The 16570-nt window shown below is 53.2% G+C and carries 8 protein-coding genes; 4 read left to right on the top strand and 4 right to left on the bottom strand.

What is annotated here, in order from left to right:
- Nucleotides 1-123 precede the first annotated feature (123 nt).
- A complete protein-coding gene (locus EYY67_RS12490) occupies nt 124-6132 on the top strand; it encodes an alpha-2-macroglobulin family protein (protein WP_131693645.1) in 6009 nt (2002 codons plus the stop codon).
- A 58-nt stretch (nt 6133-6190) separates the two neighbouring features.
- Nucleotides 6191-8560 carry a penicillin-binding protein 1C gene (gene pbpC / locus EYY67_RS12485; RefSeq protein WP_131693644.1) on the top strand — a complete coding sequence of 790 codons (2370 nt, stop codon included), beginning with the start codon at nt 6191-6193 and terminating at the stop codon, nt 8558-8560.
- A gap of 14 nt (nt 8561-8574) precedes the next feature.
- Here the strand turns inward: pbpC and EYY67_RS12480 are convergent, their stop codons facing one another.
- From EYY67_RS12480 to EYY67_RS12465, 4 genes are all read right to left on the bottom strand, one after another.
- Complete coding sequence (locus EYY67_RS12480) at nt 8575-9690, bottom strand: fimbrial protein (RefSeq protein ID WP_095923819.1); 1116 nt, start codon at nt 9688-9690, stop codon at nt 8575-8577.
- Nucleotides 9691-9699: 9 nt separating this feature from the next.
- Nucleotides 9700-12243: a fimbria/pilus outer membrane usher protein gene (locus tag EYY67_RS12475; protein ID WP_131693643.1), complete on the bottom strand. Its 2544-nt coding sequence runs from the start codon at nt 12241-12243 to the stop codon at nt 9700-9702.
- 72 nt (nt 12244-12315) lie between these two features.
- Nucleotides 12316-13002, bottom strand: coding sequence for a fimbrial biogenesis chaperone (locus EYY67_RS12470; protein ID WP_095923817.1), 687 nt, complete (start codon nt 13000-13002; stop codon nt 12316-12318).
- 106 nt (nt 13003-13108) lie between these two features.
- Nucleotides 13109-13657, bottom strand: a complete 549-nt coding sequence (locus EYY67_RS12465) for a fimbrial protein (RefSeq protein WP_131693642.1) — start codon at nt 13655-13657, stop codon at nt 13109-13111.
- A 600-nt stretch (nt 13658-14257) separates the two neighbouring features.
- Between EYY67_RS12465 and ompR the strand changes: the two genes are divergently transcribed.
- Both ompR and envZ read left to right on the top strand, forming a co-directional pair.
- Nucleotides 14258-14977: an osmolarity response regulator transcription factor OmpR gene (ompR, locus tag EYY67_RS12460; protein ID WP_009635740.1), complete on the top strand. Its 720-nt coding sequence runs from the start codon at nt 14258-14260 to the stop codon at nt 14975-14977.
- Entirely contained in the window at nt 14974-16335 is a 1362-nt protein-coding gene (gene envZ, locus EYY67_RS12455) for a two-component system sensor histidine kinase EnvZ (protein WP_131693641.1), read from the top strand. Before ompR ends, envZ begins: the two co-directional genes overlap by 4 nt.
- Nucleotides 16336-16570: the final 235 nt, after the last annotated feature.

Below are 16570 nucleotides of genomic sequence, written 5' to 3'. Positions count from 1 at the left end.
TTGGCTTTTTAGTCAAATAATCTTTATCCTGCGGCGCAATATATTGAATTTAATAAAAGTCCTGATTTAAATAAAAATATCACTTCTGGCTATGGATCACAGGGATTAGGGGTACAGCAACAAATGGATTTATTAAAATTCTTACTTCGTCTGCCTTTTACATTGATAAAAGGCATCTTCCGCGCGCTGGCTTTCATTCTGGGTCTGCTGGGTCGCGTCTTTAAACCGGTGGTCGGCAATATTGACTGGCGGGCGCCCGGCTGGTGGACGGCCACCTCCGGCTGGCTGAAGCGGGGTTTCCTGCGCATGGAAAGCGGGGTGGACAAATACCCGAAAACCATCAGCCTGACGATCCTGCTGTTACTCTGCGCCGCCGGGGCGGGCGTTTATGGCTGGCACTGGTGGCTCAACCGTCCGCAGCCGATCGAACCGGCACCGATGGTTTATCAGGACACCAGCGTGCGCGTCAGCGGCCCGGAGGCCGTCAATTACGCGGCGCAAAAACCGGCACCGCAGCAGGCGATTTTCACTTTCCGCCATTCTGCCGCGCCGGTGACGGACGTCGGTAAAGTGGTCGAAAAAGGGATTTCCCTGAAACCGGCCACCGAAGGGGAATGGAAATGGCTGAGCGGTTACACCCTGGCGTTCACCCCGAAAAATCCACTGCCGATGGGCAGCAAATATGAAGTGAACTTCACGCCTGAGGTGCTGCTGGCGCCACAAATCAGGCTGGCAGAAACCCGCTATGAATTTACGGCTCCGGCTTTCGATTATCAGCTGGGGCAGGCCGAGTATTATCAGGACCCGCAGGATCCACAAAAACGCAGCGCGATTTTTAACGTGAAATTCAACGCGCCGGTGGATGTCGCCAGTTTCGAAAAACACATCTCCCTTGGCCTGACCGAAGGAAAAGCCAAAACCGAGTCGAAACTCAATTATTCCGTGGTCTATGACCAGAAAAAACTCAACGCCTGGGTGCATTCCGAACCGCTGAAATCGCTGGATCACGGCGGTGCGGTGCGCGTCATTCTGGGCGAGGGCATTAAATCTACCGTGCCGTCGAATTCGACTGCGCAGGCGAAAAATGCCGTGGTGTCTGTACCGACGCTGTACAGCCTGACGGTAAACGAAGCCAGCGCGCAGGTCGTGGATGCCGAGGGGGCGAAAGGTCAGCGTGCGCTGATCGTCGGGTTCAGCGACGCGGTGAAAGATAAAGATATCCGTCAGGCCGTCAAAGTCTGGCTGTTGCCGCAGCATAATCCTAACGATCAGGACGAGGCCAAAGGGCCGGATGATTACGCCAGCTGGGACGTCGACAGCGTGGAGAATAACGTCCTCGCCCAGTCCACGCCGCTGAACATTCAGCTCAATGACGCGGAAAGCGATTATCAGCCGCAGTTCAGTTTCCGCTTCGATGCCCCTGCGCACCGCGCCATGCTGGTGGAAATCGATAACGTGCTGACGTCGTCCGGCGGCTACAAAATGCCGGAAAAAGTCTACCGCATCGTCGCGGTGCCGGATTATCCGAAATCGCTGCAATTTATGTCACAAGGCTCGCTGTTGTCAGTCAGCGGTGACAAACAAATCAGCGTCGCTGCGCGCAACGTGCCGGGGCTGCGTCTGGACATCAAACGGGTGATCCCGAGCCAGCTGCAACACATCGTGTCGTTCAAAAGCCGTGAATATTCGTCGGCGGAATTTAACCGTCTGAACGACGAGTATTTTACCGAGCACTTCAAATACCAGACGGCGGTAAACAACGACAAACCGGGTGAAGTGAATTATCAGGGCGTCGATCTCTCGCGTTATCTCTCCACCGATCCGGCCTCGCATCGCGGCATATTCCTGCTGACGCTGTCGGAATGGGATCCGAAGAAAAAAGAACAAAAACCCGAAGCCGATGACGACGGCAATGTGTATCAGGATGAAGAGCAGAGCGGAGATGATGCGCCGGCCGGTGATTCGCGATTCGTCGTGGTCACCGATCTGGGGATTATCGCCAAGCGTTCGCAGGATAAAACCCGCGACGTGTTTGTGCAGTCGATTCACAGCGGGGCGCCGGTCGCGAATGCCAAAGTCTCTGTCATCGCTAAAAACGGGGTGACATTGCTGACCCAGACCACCAGTGCCAACGGCCATGTGCGCTTCCCGGCGCTGGACGTGTATACCAGCGAACGCCAGCCGGTGATGTTCCTGGTGGAAAAAGAGGGCGATGTCTCCTTCCTGCCTGCGGACCGGAATAACGATCGCGGCCTCGATTTCTCCCGCTTTGACGTCGATGGCGAAATCACCCCGAACGATTCGCGCACGCTGAGCAGTTATCTGTTCTCCGATCGCGGCGTTTATCGTCCGGGCGACACCTTTAATATCGGGTTGATCACCCGTGCCGCTGACTGGAGTCACGGTCTGGCGGGCGTCCCGGTACGTGCGGAAATTCATGACCCGCGCGATAAGCTGATGAGCACTATCCCGCTGACTCTGGGTGCCAGCGGTTTCAATGAACTGAGTTATACCACTGACGATAATTCACCAACCGGTGAATGGAATATCTATCTGTACCTGATCGGCAAAGACAATGAATCATCGACCTTCCTCGGGCATACCGCCGTCAACGTCAAAGACTTTGAGCCGGATCAACTGAAGGTCAAACTGCAACTGACGCCGGACCGCAAACAGGGCTGGGTGAAACCGTCGGAATTGCAGGCCAATATTGATGTGCAAAACCTGTTTGGTACGCCCGCGCAGGACCGCCGTGTAACCTCGAAACTGACGCTGCGCCCGATGTATCCGAGCTTCGAACAGTTCCCGGATTACGCCTTCTACGAGAACCGCCAGAACAGTGACGGTTTCGAAACGGAACTGGAAGACCGTACCACCGATGAAAACGGTGCCGCGAATATCCCGCTGGATCTGAAATCTTACGCCGACGCCACCTATCAGCTGCAACTGCTCTCCGAGGCGTTTGTGGCCGGTAGCGGGCGCTCGGTAGCCGCAACGGCGCGGGTGCTGGTGTCGCCGTATGATTATCTGATTGGCGTGAAAGCCGATGGCGATCTGGGTTACATCAACCGCGATGCTGCTCGTCATCTGAACATTATTGCCGTCGACCCTTCCCTTAAACAGATGGCGATGCCGGACCTGAAAGTCGCGCTGATTGAACAGAAATACATTTCAGTGCTGACCAAGCAGGATTCCGGCGTCTACAAATACCAGTCGAAAATGAAGGAAGTGCAGTTGTCGGAACAGCCGCTGTCGTTGACGGCGCAGGGCAACGATCTGACGCTGGCGACGGACAAGCCGGGCGATTTCGTGCTGGTGGTGGAAGACGCGAAAGGTAACGTGCTGAACCGCATTGGCTACACCGTGGCCGGTAACGCCAATCTCAGTCGTTCGCTGGACAGAAATGCCGAGCTGAAGCTGAAACTCAATCAGGCGGAATATCAGCCGGGTGAAGAAATCGAGGTGTCAGTCAACGCGCCGTACACCGGCAGCGGGTTGATCACCATCGAGAAAGATAAAGTGTACAGCTGGCAGTGGTTCCACACTGACACCACCAGTTCGGTGCAGAAAATCCGCGTACCGGCGGGAATGGAAGGCAACGGCTATATCAACGTGCAGTTCGTGCGGGATGTGAATTCCAACGAAATCTTCATGAGCCCGCTGAGCTACGGCGTGATGCCTTTCAAAATCAGCACCAAAGCGCGTCAGAACTACCTCGAAGTGGATGCGCCGGAAGTGATTAAGCCGGGCGAAAATCTGGCCATGACGGTGATGACGGACGGCCCGCAACAGGTGGCGCTGTTTGCTGTCGATGAGGGCATTTTGCAGGTGGCGCGTTATCGCCTGAAAGATCCGCTGGAATACTTCTTCCGTAAGCGCGAACTGAGCGTGGAAAGCGCGCAAATCCTCGACCTTATCTTGCCGGAATTCAGCAAGCTGATGCAGCTGGCGGCTGCGCCAGGGGGCGACGCCGGAGAAGGACTGGATCTGAACGTCAATCCGTTCAAACGTAAGCGTGATAAGCCAGTGGCGTACTGGTCGGGCATTACCGAAGTGAACGGCGAGAAGCAGTTTGATTATCAGGTGCCGGATTACTTCAACGGCAAGATCCGCGTGATGGCCATTTCCGTGACGCCGGACAAAATCGGTAAAGCGCAGACCTCCGCGACCGTGCGCGACAACTTCATCATGACGCCGAACGTGCCGTCGATGGTGGCGCCGGGTGATGAGTTTGATGTCAGCGTTGGCGTCAGCAATAACCTCGAAGGTCTGAATGGCAAAAGCATTCCGGTTGCGGTTCACCTGACCGTGCCACCGCAGCTTGAAGTGGTCGGTAAAGCCGAACAAAGCCTGTCACTGGCGGAAAAACGCGAGGGCGTGATGAATTTCCGTCTGCGCGCGAAATCTCTGCCGGGGGATGCGCCGCTGGTGTTTGACGCGACGTATGGCGACAAAACCAGTCGCCGGACGATCAGCACCTCGGTGCGTCCGGCGATGCCGTTCCGTACGCAATCAGTCATGGGACGCATGAGCGGCAGCAGTCAGAACGTCGATAACCTGCGTCAGATGTTTGATGCTTACGCGGTGCGCAAAGCGGCGGTATCCAACTCGCCACTGGTGCTGACTAACGGGCTGTCGCAGTATCTGGCGGATTATCCGTATTACTGTTCTGAACAGATTGTCAGCCGCTCGGTGCCGCTGATCCTCGAAACGGTACATCCGGAAATGCGCGGTAACCTCAGCCCGGCGGACAGCAACAAACAACTGAAAGACATGCTGGCGGTGCTGCGTTCCCGTCAGAATGACAGCGGCGCGATTGGCCTGTGGCGCTCATCGCCGCAAACCGATCCGTTCGTCACGCCGTACGTGGTGCAATATCTGCTGGAAGCCAAAGCCGCGGGCGTTGCATTGCCAGCCGGAATGCTGGAAGAGGCCAATTCGGCTCTGCGCGAACTGGCGGCAAATCAGAATGATGATCTGTATACCCTGCGTCTGCGCGCGTGGGCGGTGTATCTGCTGACCCGTCAGGGTGAAATCACCACCAGTTCGCTGGCCTCGGTGCAGGACACCTTGCAGCAGCGTTACCCGGACACCTGGAAAACCGATCTCAGTGCGATGTATCTGGCCTCGTCTTATCGTCTGCTGAAAATGGATGATGAGGCGAATACCCTGTTGCAGCCGACGTGGAAGCAACTGAGCAAGGCGTATGACAAAGCCTGGTGGACGCAAAGTTACTTTGATCCGCTGGTACAGGACGCGACGCGGTTGTATCTGATCACCCGTCACTTCCCGGAAAAAGTCTCCGCCATTCCGCCGCAGGTGCTGGAAAATATGGTTAAGGCGCTGAAAGAGGAACGCTACACGACTTACTCCTCGGCGATGAGCATTCTGGCGCTGGAGAGTTATTCCGCCCAGGTGGCCGCGCAGGCGACGATACCGGATGCGCTGAAAATTACGCAGATCAGCAAAACGAAAAACGTCGAACCGCAGGTCATTTCGCAGGTTCAGGGGCTGTTTGCGAAAGCGAACTTCACCGCCGACGCGAAGGCACTCCGCATTGAAAACGGCAACAATGCGCCCGCGTGGTACGTGGTGACGCAGGCGGGTTACGATCTGGCTGCACCGAAGAAAGCCATTTCACGCGGTCTGGAGATCACCCGTGATTACACCGATGAAAAAGGCAACGCCGTCACGCAGATTACGCTGGGGCAGAAGATCAACGTGCATCTGAAAATCCGCGCCAATTCGCAGGAAGGGCAGGATAATCTGGCGATTGTGGATTTGCTGCCGGGCGGATTCGAAGTCGTCCAGCAAACACCACCGGAACCGGAATCCGACGACAGTGATGAAAACAGCGACGCCGACGCGTCGGCATCCTGGCAGTCACCGCTGGCGGCATCGGGTTCCACATGGGCACCGGATTACAGCGATATTCGTGAAGACCGCGTGGTGATTTATGGCAGCGCCAGCACCGATGTGCAGGAGTTTGTGTATCAGATTAAAGCCACTAACACCGGCAGTTTCCTGATCCCTCCGGCTTACGGCGAAGCGATGTATAACCGCGAGGTTCAGGCGCTTTCCATCAGCGACCAGAAACTGGTCGTCGTACCCGCGGCTGACGCTAAAAAATAATAAACCGTTGCTAACGCCCCGCTAACATCGCGGGGCGTTAGCGGGTCTGAGTAGCAAGATGATCACCTTTCCCGCGTTTTTCAAATCCACCAAACGGCTGCTGCAAAATATCGCGATGGCCGTTTTTTTACTGGCGCTGATGGTGCTGGCATGCCGTCTGTGGCCGCATCCGCCTCTTTCTCAGGAACAACCTTTTTCCACCGTCTATTATGACCGGCAGGGTACGCTGATGCGCATCACGCTGGCGAACGACGACCGTTACCGGCTCTGGACGCCGCTGGAGCAGATATCTCCGCTGGCCATCAATGGCCTGTTACTGCATGAAGATCGCTGGTTTTATATCAACCCCGGTTTTAATCCGTTCAGTCTGTTGCGCGGATTCTGGCGCAGCTATGTGGCGGGCGGCAAAATGCAGGGCGGCTCGACCATCAGCATGCAGCTTGCGCGTATGCACTGGCATCTCAATACCCGCTCGCCTTCCGGCAAAATCATGCAGGTTCTGCGCGCGGTGCAGCTTGAACTGAGTTACTCCAAACACGATATTCTCGAAGCCTATCTCAACGCAGCGCCTTATGGCCGCAACATTGAAAGCATCGGCGCGGCCAGTCTGATCTATTTCAACAAAGCGCCGAAAGATCTGACCTTGCCGGAGGCGCTGACGCTGGCCGTTTTACCGCAATCCCCCAGCTACCGCATTGACCCCAAAACCGGTGTGCTGGGTAATGCACTGACGCAGGCGCGTAACCGGCTTTTCCTGCGCTGGCAGACGCATTATGCCACCGACAGCAGCCAGACCTCCTTGTTCCGATTGCCGCTTGCGCTGCGTCAGCCTGAACGGATGCCGTATATTGCGCCGCATCTTATCGAGCAGTTACGCCAGCAAAACCAGCAACTTGCCGGTACGGATACCCGTACGGACACCACCATAGACGCCGGTTTGCAGCGGCTGACTGAGCGGCAGGTGAATGCGTTTATCACCCGTAACGAAAGCCGCGGCATTCACAACGCCGCCGTTTTGCTGGTCGATACCCGCGATATGGGCGTGCGGGCGCTGGTCGGTTCCGCCGATTATTACAACCGGACTATTCAGGGGCAGGTGAACGGCACCAACGCCCGGCGCTCTCCCGGCTCTGCGCTGAAACCGTTTATTTACGCGCTGGGCATGGAACAGGGGGTGCTGCATCCGATGACCATCCTGAAGGATGTGCCTTCGGCGTTTGGTGCTTACGCACCGGAGAACTTTGACCGGCGATTTCTTGGTCCGGTGACGGCGACCGATGCGCTCAACTTCAGCCGTAATATTCCTGCTGTGTATGTCGCGTCGCAGCTTCGCCAGCCGACGTTCTATCAGTTTCTGCGCCTTTCCGGCGTCGCGGATATGGCCAGCGAAAACCATTACGGGTTATCGCTGGTACTGGGTGGCGGCGAAGTGACGATGCAGGAACTGGCAAAGCTGTATGCACTGCTGGCGAACCGGGGTGTGTTGCAGCCGTTACGGATGCAAAAAAGCGATCCGCGCCAGACAACGCCGGTGCGTTTACTGAGTGAGGAAGCCAGTTTCATGACGCTCGATATGCTGCGTCAGCACCGCCGTCCGGGGGATACGCTGGCACAGGCGCCTTCCTCGCTGCCGGTGTACTGGAAAACCGGTACCTCGTGGGGATTTCGCGATGCGTGGAGCGTGGGGATTTTCGGGCCATACGTGTTAGTGGTATGGGAGGGGAATTTCGACAGCAAAGGCAATAACGTGTTTGTCGGCGCAGACGCCGCCGCGCCGCTGTTCTTCAATATTATCGACAGCATTAACGCCAGCTATCCCGAATTGCAGGAGCCCAAACGCCCGTTGCCTAAAGGGCTGAAACGGGTGGATATCTGCCTCGCCAGCGGTGATTTGCCGACGCCGTGGTGTCAGCAAAAAGGCAAAACCTGGTTTATTCCCGGCAAATCGCCGATCAAAGTGGATACCGTTTACCGGCCGGTGCGTCTCGATAAACTGACCGGTGAAGTGGCGTGCCCGCCTTTTGAGGAAGAGCAAACCCGTACGGAAGTGTTTGAGTTCTGGCCGTCAGATCTGGCGAATGTCTTTGCGCAAGCCGGACTGCCAAAACGCAAACCGCCGGCCAGTCACTGCAAGGATAACGGCATGGATGTTGGCGGCAACCCGCCGCGCATCACCTCACCGCTGAAAAACACCACGTACACCTTGCGGCAATCCCGGCAAGGCCGGGACCGGATTTCCTTCAACGCGGTGACGGACGCGGACAGCAAAACGGTCTACTGGTTTGTGGATGATATCTATCTCGGCAGTTCCGCCAGTAAAACCGCCATCGACTGGCAGCCCATCAATAACGGGCAATACCGCATCCGCGCAGTGGACGACCACGGACGCGCGGACAGCCGGTTGGTGAGTATTGAGATTGTGAACTAGGAGCCATCGCGGGCTTATCTGATATCGACTTTCAGCGTTGCCATACCACTGAACTCGCCGGTATCCAGCCCGCCACCAATGAGGTTAACCGGGTAGGCGGTCATAGATATATTGCCGATACCATTTTGGTTCATCGGAAGGTTTCCTGATTCGAAAGGGATTGCCAACCCGCCCGCGTTTTCAACCCGAATACCTATGTCAGCTTTGTTATCTGAAGGTCGGCGTCTTGCCACCAGCGTGTACTGATCCGCCAGATCGTCACCTTTCAGCAGCATGGCCAGCTGTGTACCTGTCGGGATCTGAGGCAATCCATGTGCTGTACAGTCATATGTGATGTTGAACGTGGAAGGAATAAAGCCCTTAGGGGGTTGACCGAGTGTGGTGAATTTGTTGGCTGCGATAGCACCGAAGTTGACAGTGATTGTCTCACCCTTATTGATTTCGCAACTTTGAGGCACGGTCAGTTTGCCACTGATGTACACGCGTGCAACGGGGGAGCCCAGCGGTGGCGCGGTCACTATCGCCGTACCTGAGGACAAGTAAACCTGTGCAATCTCTGTTCTTGGAATCTCCAGTTCACCGATGAAAGGAGTGGTAATAGAAAAGGATAATGAACCTTTTGCCCCAACATCGAAGCTGGCACGGGTATTTTGCTGGGCGCAAACGCCGTTATTATTGGCATCAGTGTGATGCGTCGCATCACCGAGTGTTTTCGCTGTTGGTACAGCAATACCTGTTGCTGGCGGCAGATCGAGCAGTGCTTTGACGTCAATATGATCGTTAATTTTGTAATATCCCGGCTCAGTGCCTTTAGGCAGGGCCGTTTTCACGGTGTACATCAGCAATACACCGCCACTGCTATTGGCATCATTGTCAGTACAGTTGCAGACGATGGTGTAATTCTGCATCCCCCCGTTCATATTCCGTTCATACTTTTTCCCTCTCTCGTTATCAGTCGCGGGAATATCTTCGTGAAGAAAATTTTCATAATCCGCCCCTGCGCCATCTTCCGGCGAACACATGGCTGACCCTGCCAGTGCAAAGGATGAAAAACTGTTGAGGGTGATCCCCAGAAGGGTGAGCTTTAAGAGAGATGTCAGGTTGCGCAGGATCTGTTTTTTAGTGTGCATAAATTATCCTTAAATACACTTAGTCGTCAGTGAGTTAACCTGAGCGGTTGAGGCGGAAAGGCTGATCTGAGCCTGACATTGCTGGGATGCGGCATTTCCCCATTTCACATGGAGCAGAACAGGTTTCTCCAACGGAATACCCGACAGATAAACGACGCCGCCTTCATCAACGATATTGCTTTGTTTTTCAGTCGTAGCGACGGCACCGAAAGGTACCGTCGCCCCGTTTGAGCGCACCAGCGTCACCAGCACCCTGGCGCCCACGCGGGCATCAAAGTGTGCGGTCACCATAGCGCCAGAATTGGGGATCACGGTGGCTGAGGTGTTTTCGATATCCACATCCCCCGGCAACGTCGTTGTATCCATCGCAATGCGGTTTTCGTTATACGCAGTCAGGTATGGGACGACAGCAAACCCGCGCCAGTCAGTTCTGACGCCGGGAAGGTTTTGCAGACGTGCGCCACTGGCACCATTGGTGTCTATTAATGCAAAAGATTCCCCGAGCGGTTGAGACAACGTGATGCCATGAGCATGAGCCACGATGCCCCCCGCAATGCCATAGCTGAATTGCTGCGAATCCTGACTGTAGTTATAACCGGCATTGAGATTGCCAAAGGACGAGCGATAGGATGAATACAGGTTGCTGCTGCTTTCGCTATCCTGATCGGTGTAACTTTGCTGCATCGAATAACTCAGGCGACGATCGTCAAGTGCGGTTCCGCTCAATCCAACCTGATGACGTGTGCCTTCGCCTTTCTGGTTAGAGACATTGTAAGTGGCCCAGCTTTGAGGCAACCAGCGACTCAGAGGGATACGAACGTTCAGGGATACCTGCTGATCGTCATCCTCACCTTGTAATTTGCTGTAGGAATAACTCAGGTTATAACTGATGCCAAACACGCTGTGGTTGAAGCCAAGCGAGAGATTTTTCTCTTTGCCGCTGTTGTTCCAGTAGTCCTGCTCATAACCTGACAGATATAAGCTCGCACCGTCCCACAATGTCTGGTTGATATTGAACTGAACTTTGCTGCGCTTGTGGTAATCAAGGGCAGACGTATCCCATTCATCAATATGCTGCGTTGATTCGTCAAAATCGTAATAACCGGCACTCGAATAGCGATAACTCGCCAGACTGAAATTGGTGTCTGTCATTTCTATATTCTTGGAATACTGGACGCGATATGACTGGCCTGATGTGGTCTGATGGTTGTCCAGTGTCGTGCGGGCATGGGTAAAATCTGCGGAAATTCCGCCTAACCACTGAAGGTTATAGCCAAGCCCGAAAAGGGCGGAGAGGTAATCTTCCGATACCACCGAGCCGCCGTAGGTGGTGATGGTATTGGAAAAGCCATAGATAGCCGTGCCCTGGGCGAAAGTGGGCTCTTTTTCATCGGCATTCGTGGCCCGGTAAACACCCGCGGTTGCGGTATATTTCAAACGCCCCGGACGCTGCATGATCGGAATAGCGGAAAACGGCTGATTAAAGCGACGCTCCGTGCCATCCGCTTCTTTCACCGTTATCTCAAGATTTCCGCTATAGGAAGAAGGATAAAGATCGTTTATCTCAAATGCGCCTGGCGGTACAAAGGACTGATAAATAATGTGATCATTTTGCCGGATGGTCACTTCAGCATTTGAGTTTGCGACGCCCCGTATTGTCGGTGCGAAACCCCGCTGACTATTTGGCAGCATATTATCGTCGGAGAAAAGCTGAACCCCTGAGAAAGGAACACTGCTGAGGATTTCCCCGGACGTTGAATTTTCACCGATCTGGAATTTTGATTTTAAGGCTTTTATATCCCGTTCGGCATAGGTTGAGATCGTATCCCAACGCTGCTCATCCCCGCTGTTACTGTAGGTCGTGTAATTGCGTACGCGCCACGGGCCAGCGTTAAACCCGCTTTGTAAATTCAGGTACTGACTGGAGTCGTCGCTGCCATTGCGGTTGCTACGTTGGCCGCCGGAATAGGCGTAATTTGAGAAGAGGGCGGGTTCGCCATCATCCCATTTTGTCGGGTCAATATAATCCTGAGCATTATGGACGATCGCAGCCTGCGGAATGCTGAAGTTAAGCTGCATGAGGAAGAAATCAAATTTGACGTCGGCAGCAGGGATATATTGCGCAAGCTGACCCAGCGGGGTATCAGGCTGATGATTTTTTAACGCCGGAAAAGCATCAACATTGACACCCAGAGCCCGCAATATATCAGGTGTAATTTGTGGCTCAAGTGTGCCATCTTCTCTGGATAAGTAGCTAATTGAACGACGTAATTTTAATTTTTTGTTCACATATAACGCGGTGTCATAGTCACCGGGCAACTGTGCCTGATCATTATTCTGGAACAAGGAGAGATCAACTTCCCCCACATCGCCTGCTTTGCGCTCGATGAACTGAGGATCGAAATAGACGCTTTCTGAACGGGCGGCGTGAGAGGCGAGTAAGCCAAAAGCCGTACCGGCCAGCAGGCGACCCAGTTTAAGCACGAGCGGCGCTGAGTGTTTTTTAACGTCTCCAGACAAGCGTGTCTGTAAAAATTTTTCATCCGTGAGCATAGTTTTCTCGTACTTCTGAGTGGTCGTCATCAGGCGATGGCTGCGAGTTATGGGGTGGCTTTGTTTGTCTGATTACAAAGGTTGTTCATAGGGTTCCGTTGTTCCGCCATAGTCATTAATCGCATCCCATTTCACGCTGCTGCCTGAAGTATTCGCCGGTAGAACGACATCCAGCTCACTTAAAGGAGCAATCATCGCCACTTCTTTTAAAAAGGTAGGGCCAATGCTGAGTGAGCTGAACACGACGTGATAGGGACTCGGGTTTTTAATAATGAGATGCCCGTTGTTTCGCGTAAAAGTGAGAGACTTTGGTGCTTCAAACGCTTTTCCTGACAGTGATGTCGGCCGGTAAAAGAGTTTTATCCGCGTATTGACCACCAGTTTGAGTTCATTTTTTGTATTTTTAGGCGTTGAAGGTATCGCCTTAACATTGATATAGAAAACAGACTCTCTGTCGGCAGGAAGAGACTTTCCGTTATAGGAAATGCGAAGGTTGCTTTCCTGTTGTGCATTCAGGCGAAATAACGGCGGCGTGATGATGAAAGGACCGCGTGTTTTTTCTCCCCCGGCATCAACCCAGGACTGTATCAGGAATGGATTGCTTTCTGAGTTGTTTTTAACAGAAAGACTCGCTTCTCTTTTATTCTCATCATAAATAACGCGGGTTCGCCCCACGACAATGCCACCCGCATAAGACAGTTGTGATGTGAGTAATGAAAATATAATCAAAATCAATGTAAGTGGATTTTTTTTACCCATACAGATATCAACCCTTAGAGTAGTAATATATTCAGACGATAATTAGATGAACGCTTAATAAAAATGCCCTGTAAGGATTTTCCCTACAGGGCATGATGAAAAGTGCTTATCGGTAATCGAGAGTAACTTTTACACGCGCGTCTGCGGCACCGGCAGTGATATCACCAGCTAATTTAAATGACTCATAGTATGCAAGCAGATCGACAGTCATGACTTTACCAGGGATAGGATAAATAATGTCTGGTAACCCGTTGATTTTCATAATCTGGTTCGTTTTGGCATCTTCGACCCGAATACCGACGCCATCTGCCATGGCATCGCCATAATCATTGCCAAGGGCAATCAAATCAGTGGTATCAGCAACGGTATCTGCTTCCAGCCATATCCGGAAATGGGGAGTAGGGTTCGTCTCTGAAGCGATAGGGCAGTTATCAAGAGGCAAAGTAAAAGGGATTTTTGGCGAGAGATCACCAATTTCCTGGAATTGTGCTGCTGAATAAGTCCCTAACGGTATATTGAGTTCTTCCCCACCATTGATCTGACAGGCTTCTTCGACAATTGCCCCGGTAAAGTTGATGGCACCATCGATCGCATAGCTATTTGCAGCCATAGCCAAAAATATCCCGCCCGCTAAGAGCTTGAACTTGTTTTTCATTTTTTGCATCCATTCAGAAATAGAAAATAAAGGGTTGTCTAAAGATAAGTTGAGTCAATAAGAGTAAAGCCAATTCAACCTCTTTAGTCGGCGGATTCTATCAAGTGTTTTATACATTGAATAGTAGAGGGTCGCTAATCGATTTCAATGATCTGAACTTTTTATCCTAATATATAAATATGGATGATCTTTAATATTTGAAAATTCACTTGAATGATCGGTTGGTGGCTAAATGATCTCTTTTTAAAAGAAAGCATCATTTTCACTCCTGTATTATTAAGTAAACTTATTTTTCGATTCATTAAAATTAATAATTACTTTACCGGACAGCGGTTGTTTTGCTTTTTTTTCACCCAAAAGGTCAGGTCAGAAAGGTCAGGCCATGTACAGCGGAAGGAGAGGCGCAGCTTTTCGTGGGTGGACAAACGGTAACAAACCAACCTTCGCGTGCGGAAGATTCCTCTGATATTGTTGATAAATTAGGAAATCCATAATCATTGTTACAATTTCGGCTAGAATATATACCATTAAACGCTGTTTGTTTTGGCTGACATTTCTAACAATACAAGCTTCAGGCACTCACGCCTTTGGGAGAGTTACATGCAAGAAAATCACAAGATTCTGGTGGTCGATGATGACATGCGCCTGCGCGCACTTTTGGAGCGTTATCTGACCGAACAGGGCTTCCAGGTGCGTAGCGTTGCCAATGCTGAACAGATGGATCGTTTACTGACCCGTGAGTCATTCCACCTGATGGTGCTGGATCTCATGTTGCCTGGCGAAGACGGGCTGTCTATTTGCCGTCGTCTGCGCAGCCAGAGCAACCCGATGCCGATCATTATGGTCACCGCTAAAGGTGAAGAAGTTGACCGTATCGTGGGCCTCGAAATCGGTGCCGACGACTATATTCCTAAACCGTTCAACCCGCGTGAACTGCTGGCCCGCATCCGCGCTGTCCTGCGCCGTCAGGCCAATGAACTGCCGGGTGCGCCTTCTCAGGAAGAAGCGGTGATCTCCTTCGGTAAATTCAAACTGAATCTCGGGACCCGCGAAATGTTCCGTGAAGACGAGCCTATGCCGCTGACCAGCGGGGAATTTGCCGTGCTGAAGGCGCTGGTAAGCCATCCGCGGGAGCCGCTGTCCCGTGACAAGCTGATGAATCTGGCGCGTGGTCGTGAATACAGTGCGATGGAACGTTCTATCGACGTGCAGATTTCCCGTCTGCGCCGCATGGTGGAAGAAGATCCTGCTCACCCGCGCTATATCCAGACCGTCTGGGGCCTGGGCTACGTGTTTGTGCCGGACGGCAGTAAGGCATGAAGCGAATACGCTTTTCACCGCGTAGCTCGTTTGCCCGAACACTGTTATTAATCGTCACCTTGCTGTTCGTCAGCCTGGTGACGACCTATCTGGTGGTACTGAACTTCGCCATTCTGCCCAGTCTGCAGCAGTTCAATAAGGTGCTGGCATACGAAGTGCGTATGCTGATGACCGACCGGTTGCAGCTGGAAGATGGTACGTTACTGGCCGTTCCACCGGCATTTCGTCGCGAAATCTACCGTGAACTGGGCATTTCTCTTTATACCAACTCTGCGGCCGAAGAGAGTGGTCTGCGCTGGGCGCAGCACTACGAATTCCTCAGTCAGCAGATGGCGCAGCAGCTCGGTGGCCCTACCGATGTGCGCGTCGAGGTTAATAAGAATACCCCGGTGGTGTGGCTGAAAACCTGGTTGTCGCCTGACATCTGGGTGCGTGTCCCGTTAACCGAAATCCATCAGGGCGATTTTTCGCCGTTGTTCCGCTATACGCTGGCGATTATGTTGCTGGCCATTGGTGGCGCGTGGCTGTTTATCCGTATTCAGAACCGACCCCTGGTGGAGCTGGAGCACGCGGCATTGCAGGTGGGGAAAGGCATTATCCCGCCTCCGCTGCGCGAATACGGGGCGTCTGAAGTCCGTTCCGTGACCCGGGCGTTCAACCAGATGGCTGCCGGGGTCAAATTGCTGGCGGATGATCGTACTCTGCTGATGGCGGGTGTCAGTCACGATCTGCGGACCCCGCTGACCCGTATCCGTCTGGCGACAGAAATGATGAGTGATGAGGACAGTTATCTCGCCGAGTCGATCAATAAAGACATCGAAGAGTGCAACGCAATCATTGAGCAGTTCATCGATTATCTGCGTACGGGCCAGGAGATGCCGACCGAAATCACCGATCTCAATAGTATTCTTGGGGAAGTGATTGCAACAGAAAGCGGTTATGAACGTGAGATCGACTCTGATCTGGCCGACGGCGAATTGCTGGTCAATGCGCATCCGCTGTCCATCAAGCGTGCCGTGGTCAATATGGTGGTGAATGCCGCCCGTTACGGCGATGGCTGGATTAAAGTCAGCAGTGGCCGGGAACTCCAGCGGGCGTGGTTCCAGGTGGAGGACGACGGTCCGGGCATTGCGCCTGACCAGCTTAAGCATCTGTTCCAGCCGTTCGTACGCGGTGAAAGCGCACGAACGACCAGCGGAACCGGACTGGGTCTGGCGATTGTTCAGCGTATTGTGGATGCCCATTCAGGCACACTGGATATCGGGAAGAGTGACCGGGGTGGATTACGGATCCGGGCGTATCTGCCGTTACCGGTGGAGATGCTGAAAGCGGTGGCGGTTCAGCAAAAACCGGTTTGATTAAGGGGAGTCTTAATGATCCTGTTTTCAGACGGGTGAAAGTTTCGGTTTCTCCATTCGGGATTGCAGCCTCAGGTCTGCAACCTGTCATTCAGCACGTTTCTGAACCGCCCGCACGAGGCAGATTTGCTCCTCCCCCTGCGAAGGGGGAGGCAGGGAGGGGGTTTTAAGGGCTAACACCGGGTCAGAGCAAACGCTAACTTTTTAATTTTTCTTTAATACCCCACCCCAACCC

Origin of the sequence: Rahnella victoriana (genome assembly GCF_004330295.1) — a bacterium.
Classification (GTDB): Bacteria; Pseudomonadota; Gammaproteobacteria; order Enterobacterales; family Enterobacteriaceae; genus Rahnella; species Rahnella victoriana.
Note: the sequence above shows the minus strand (reverse complement) of the source record. Positions and strands in the feature narration are given on the sequence as shown.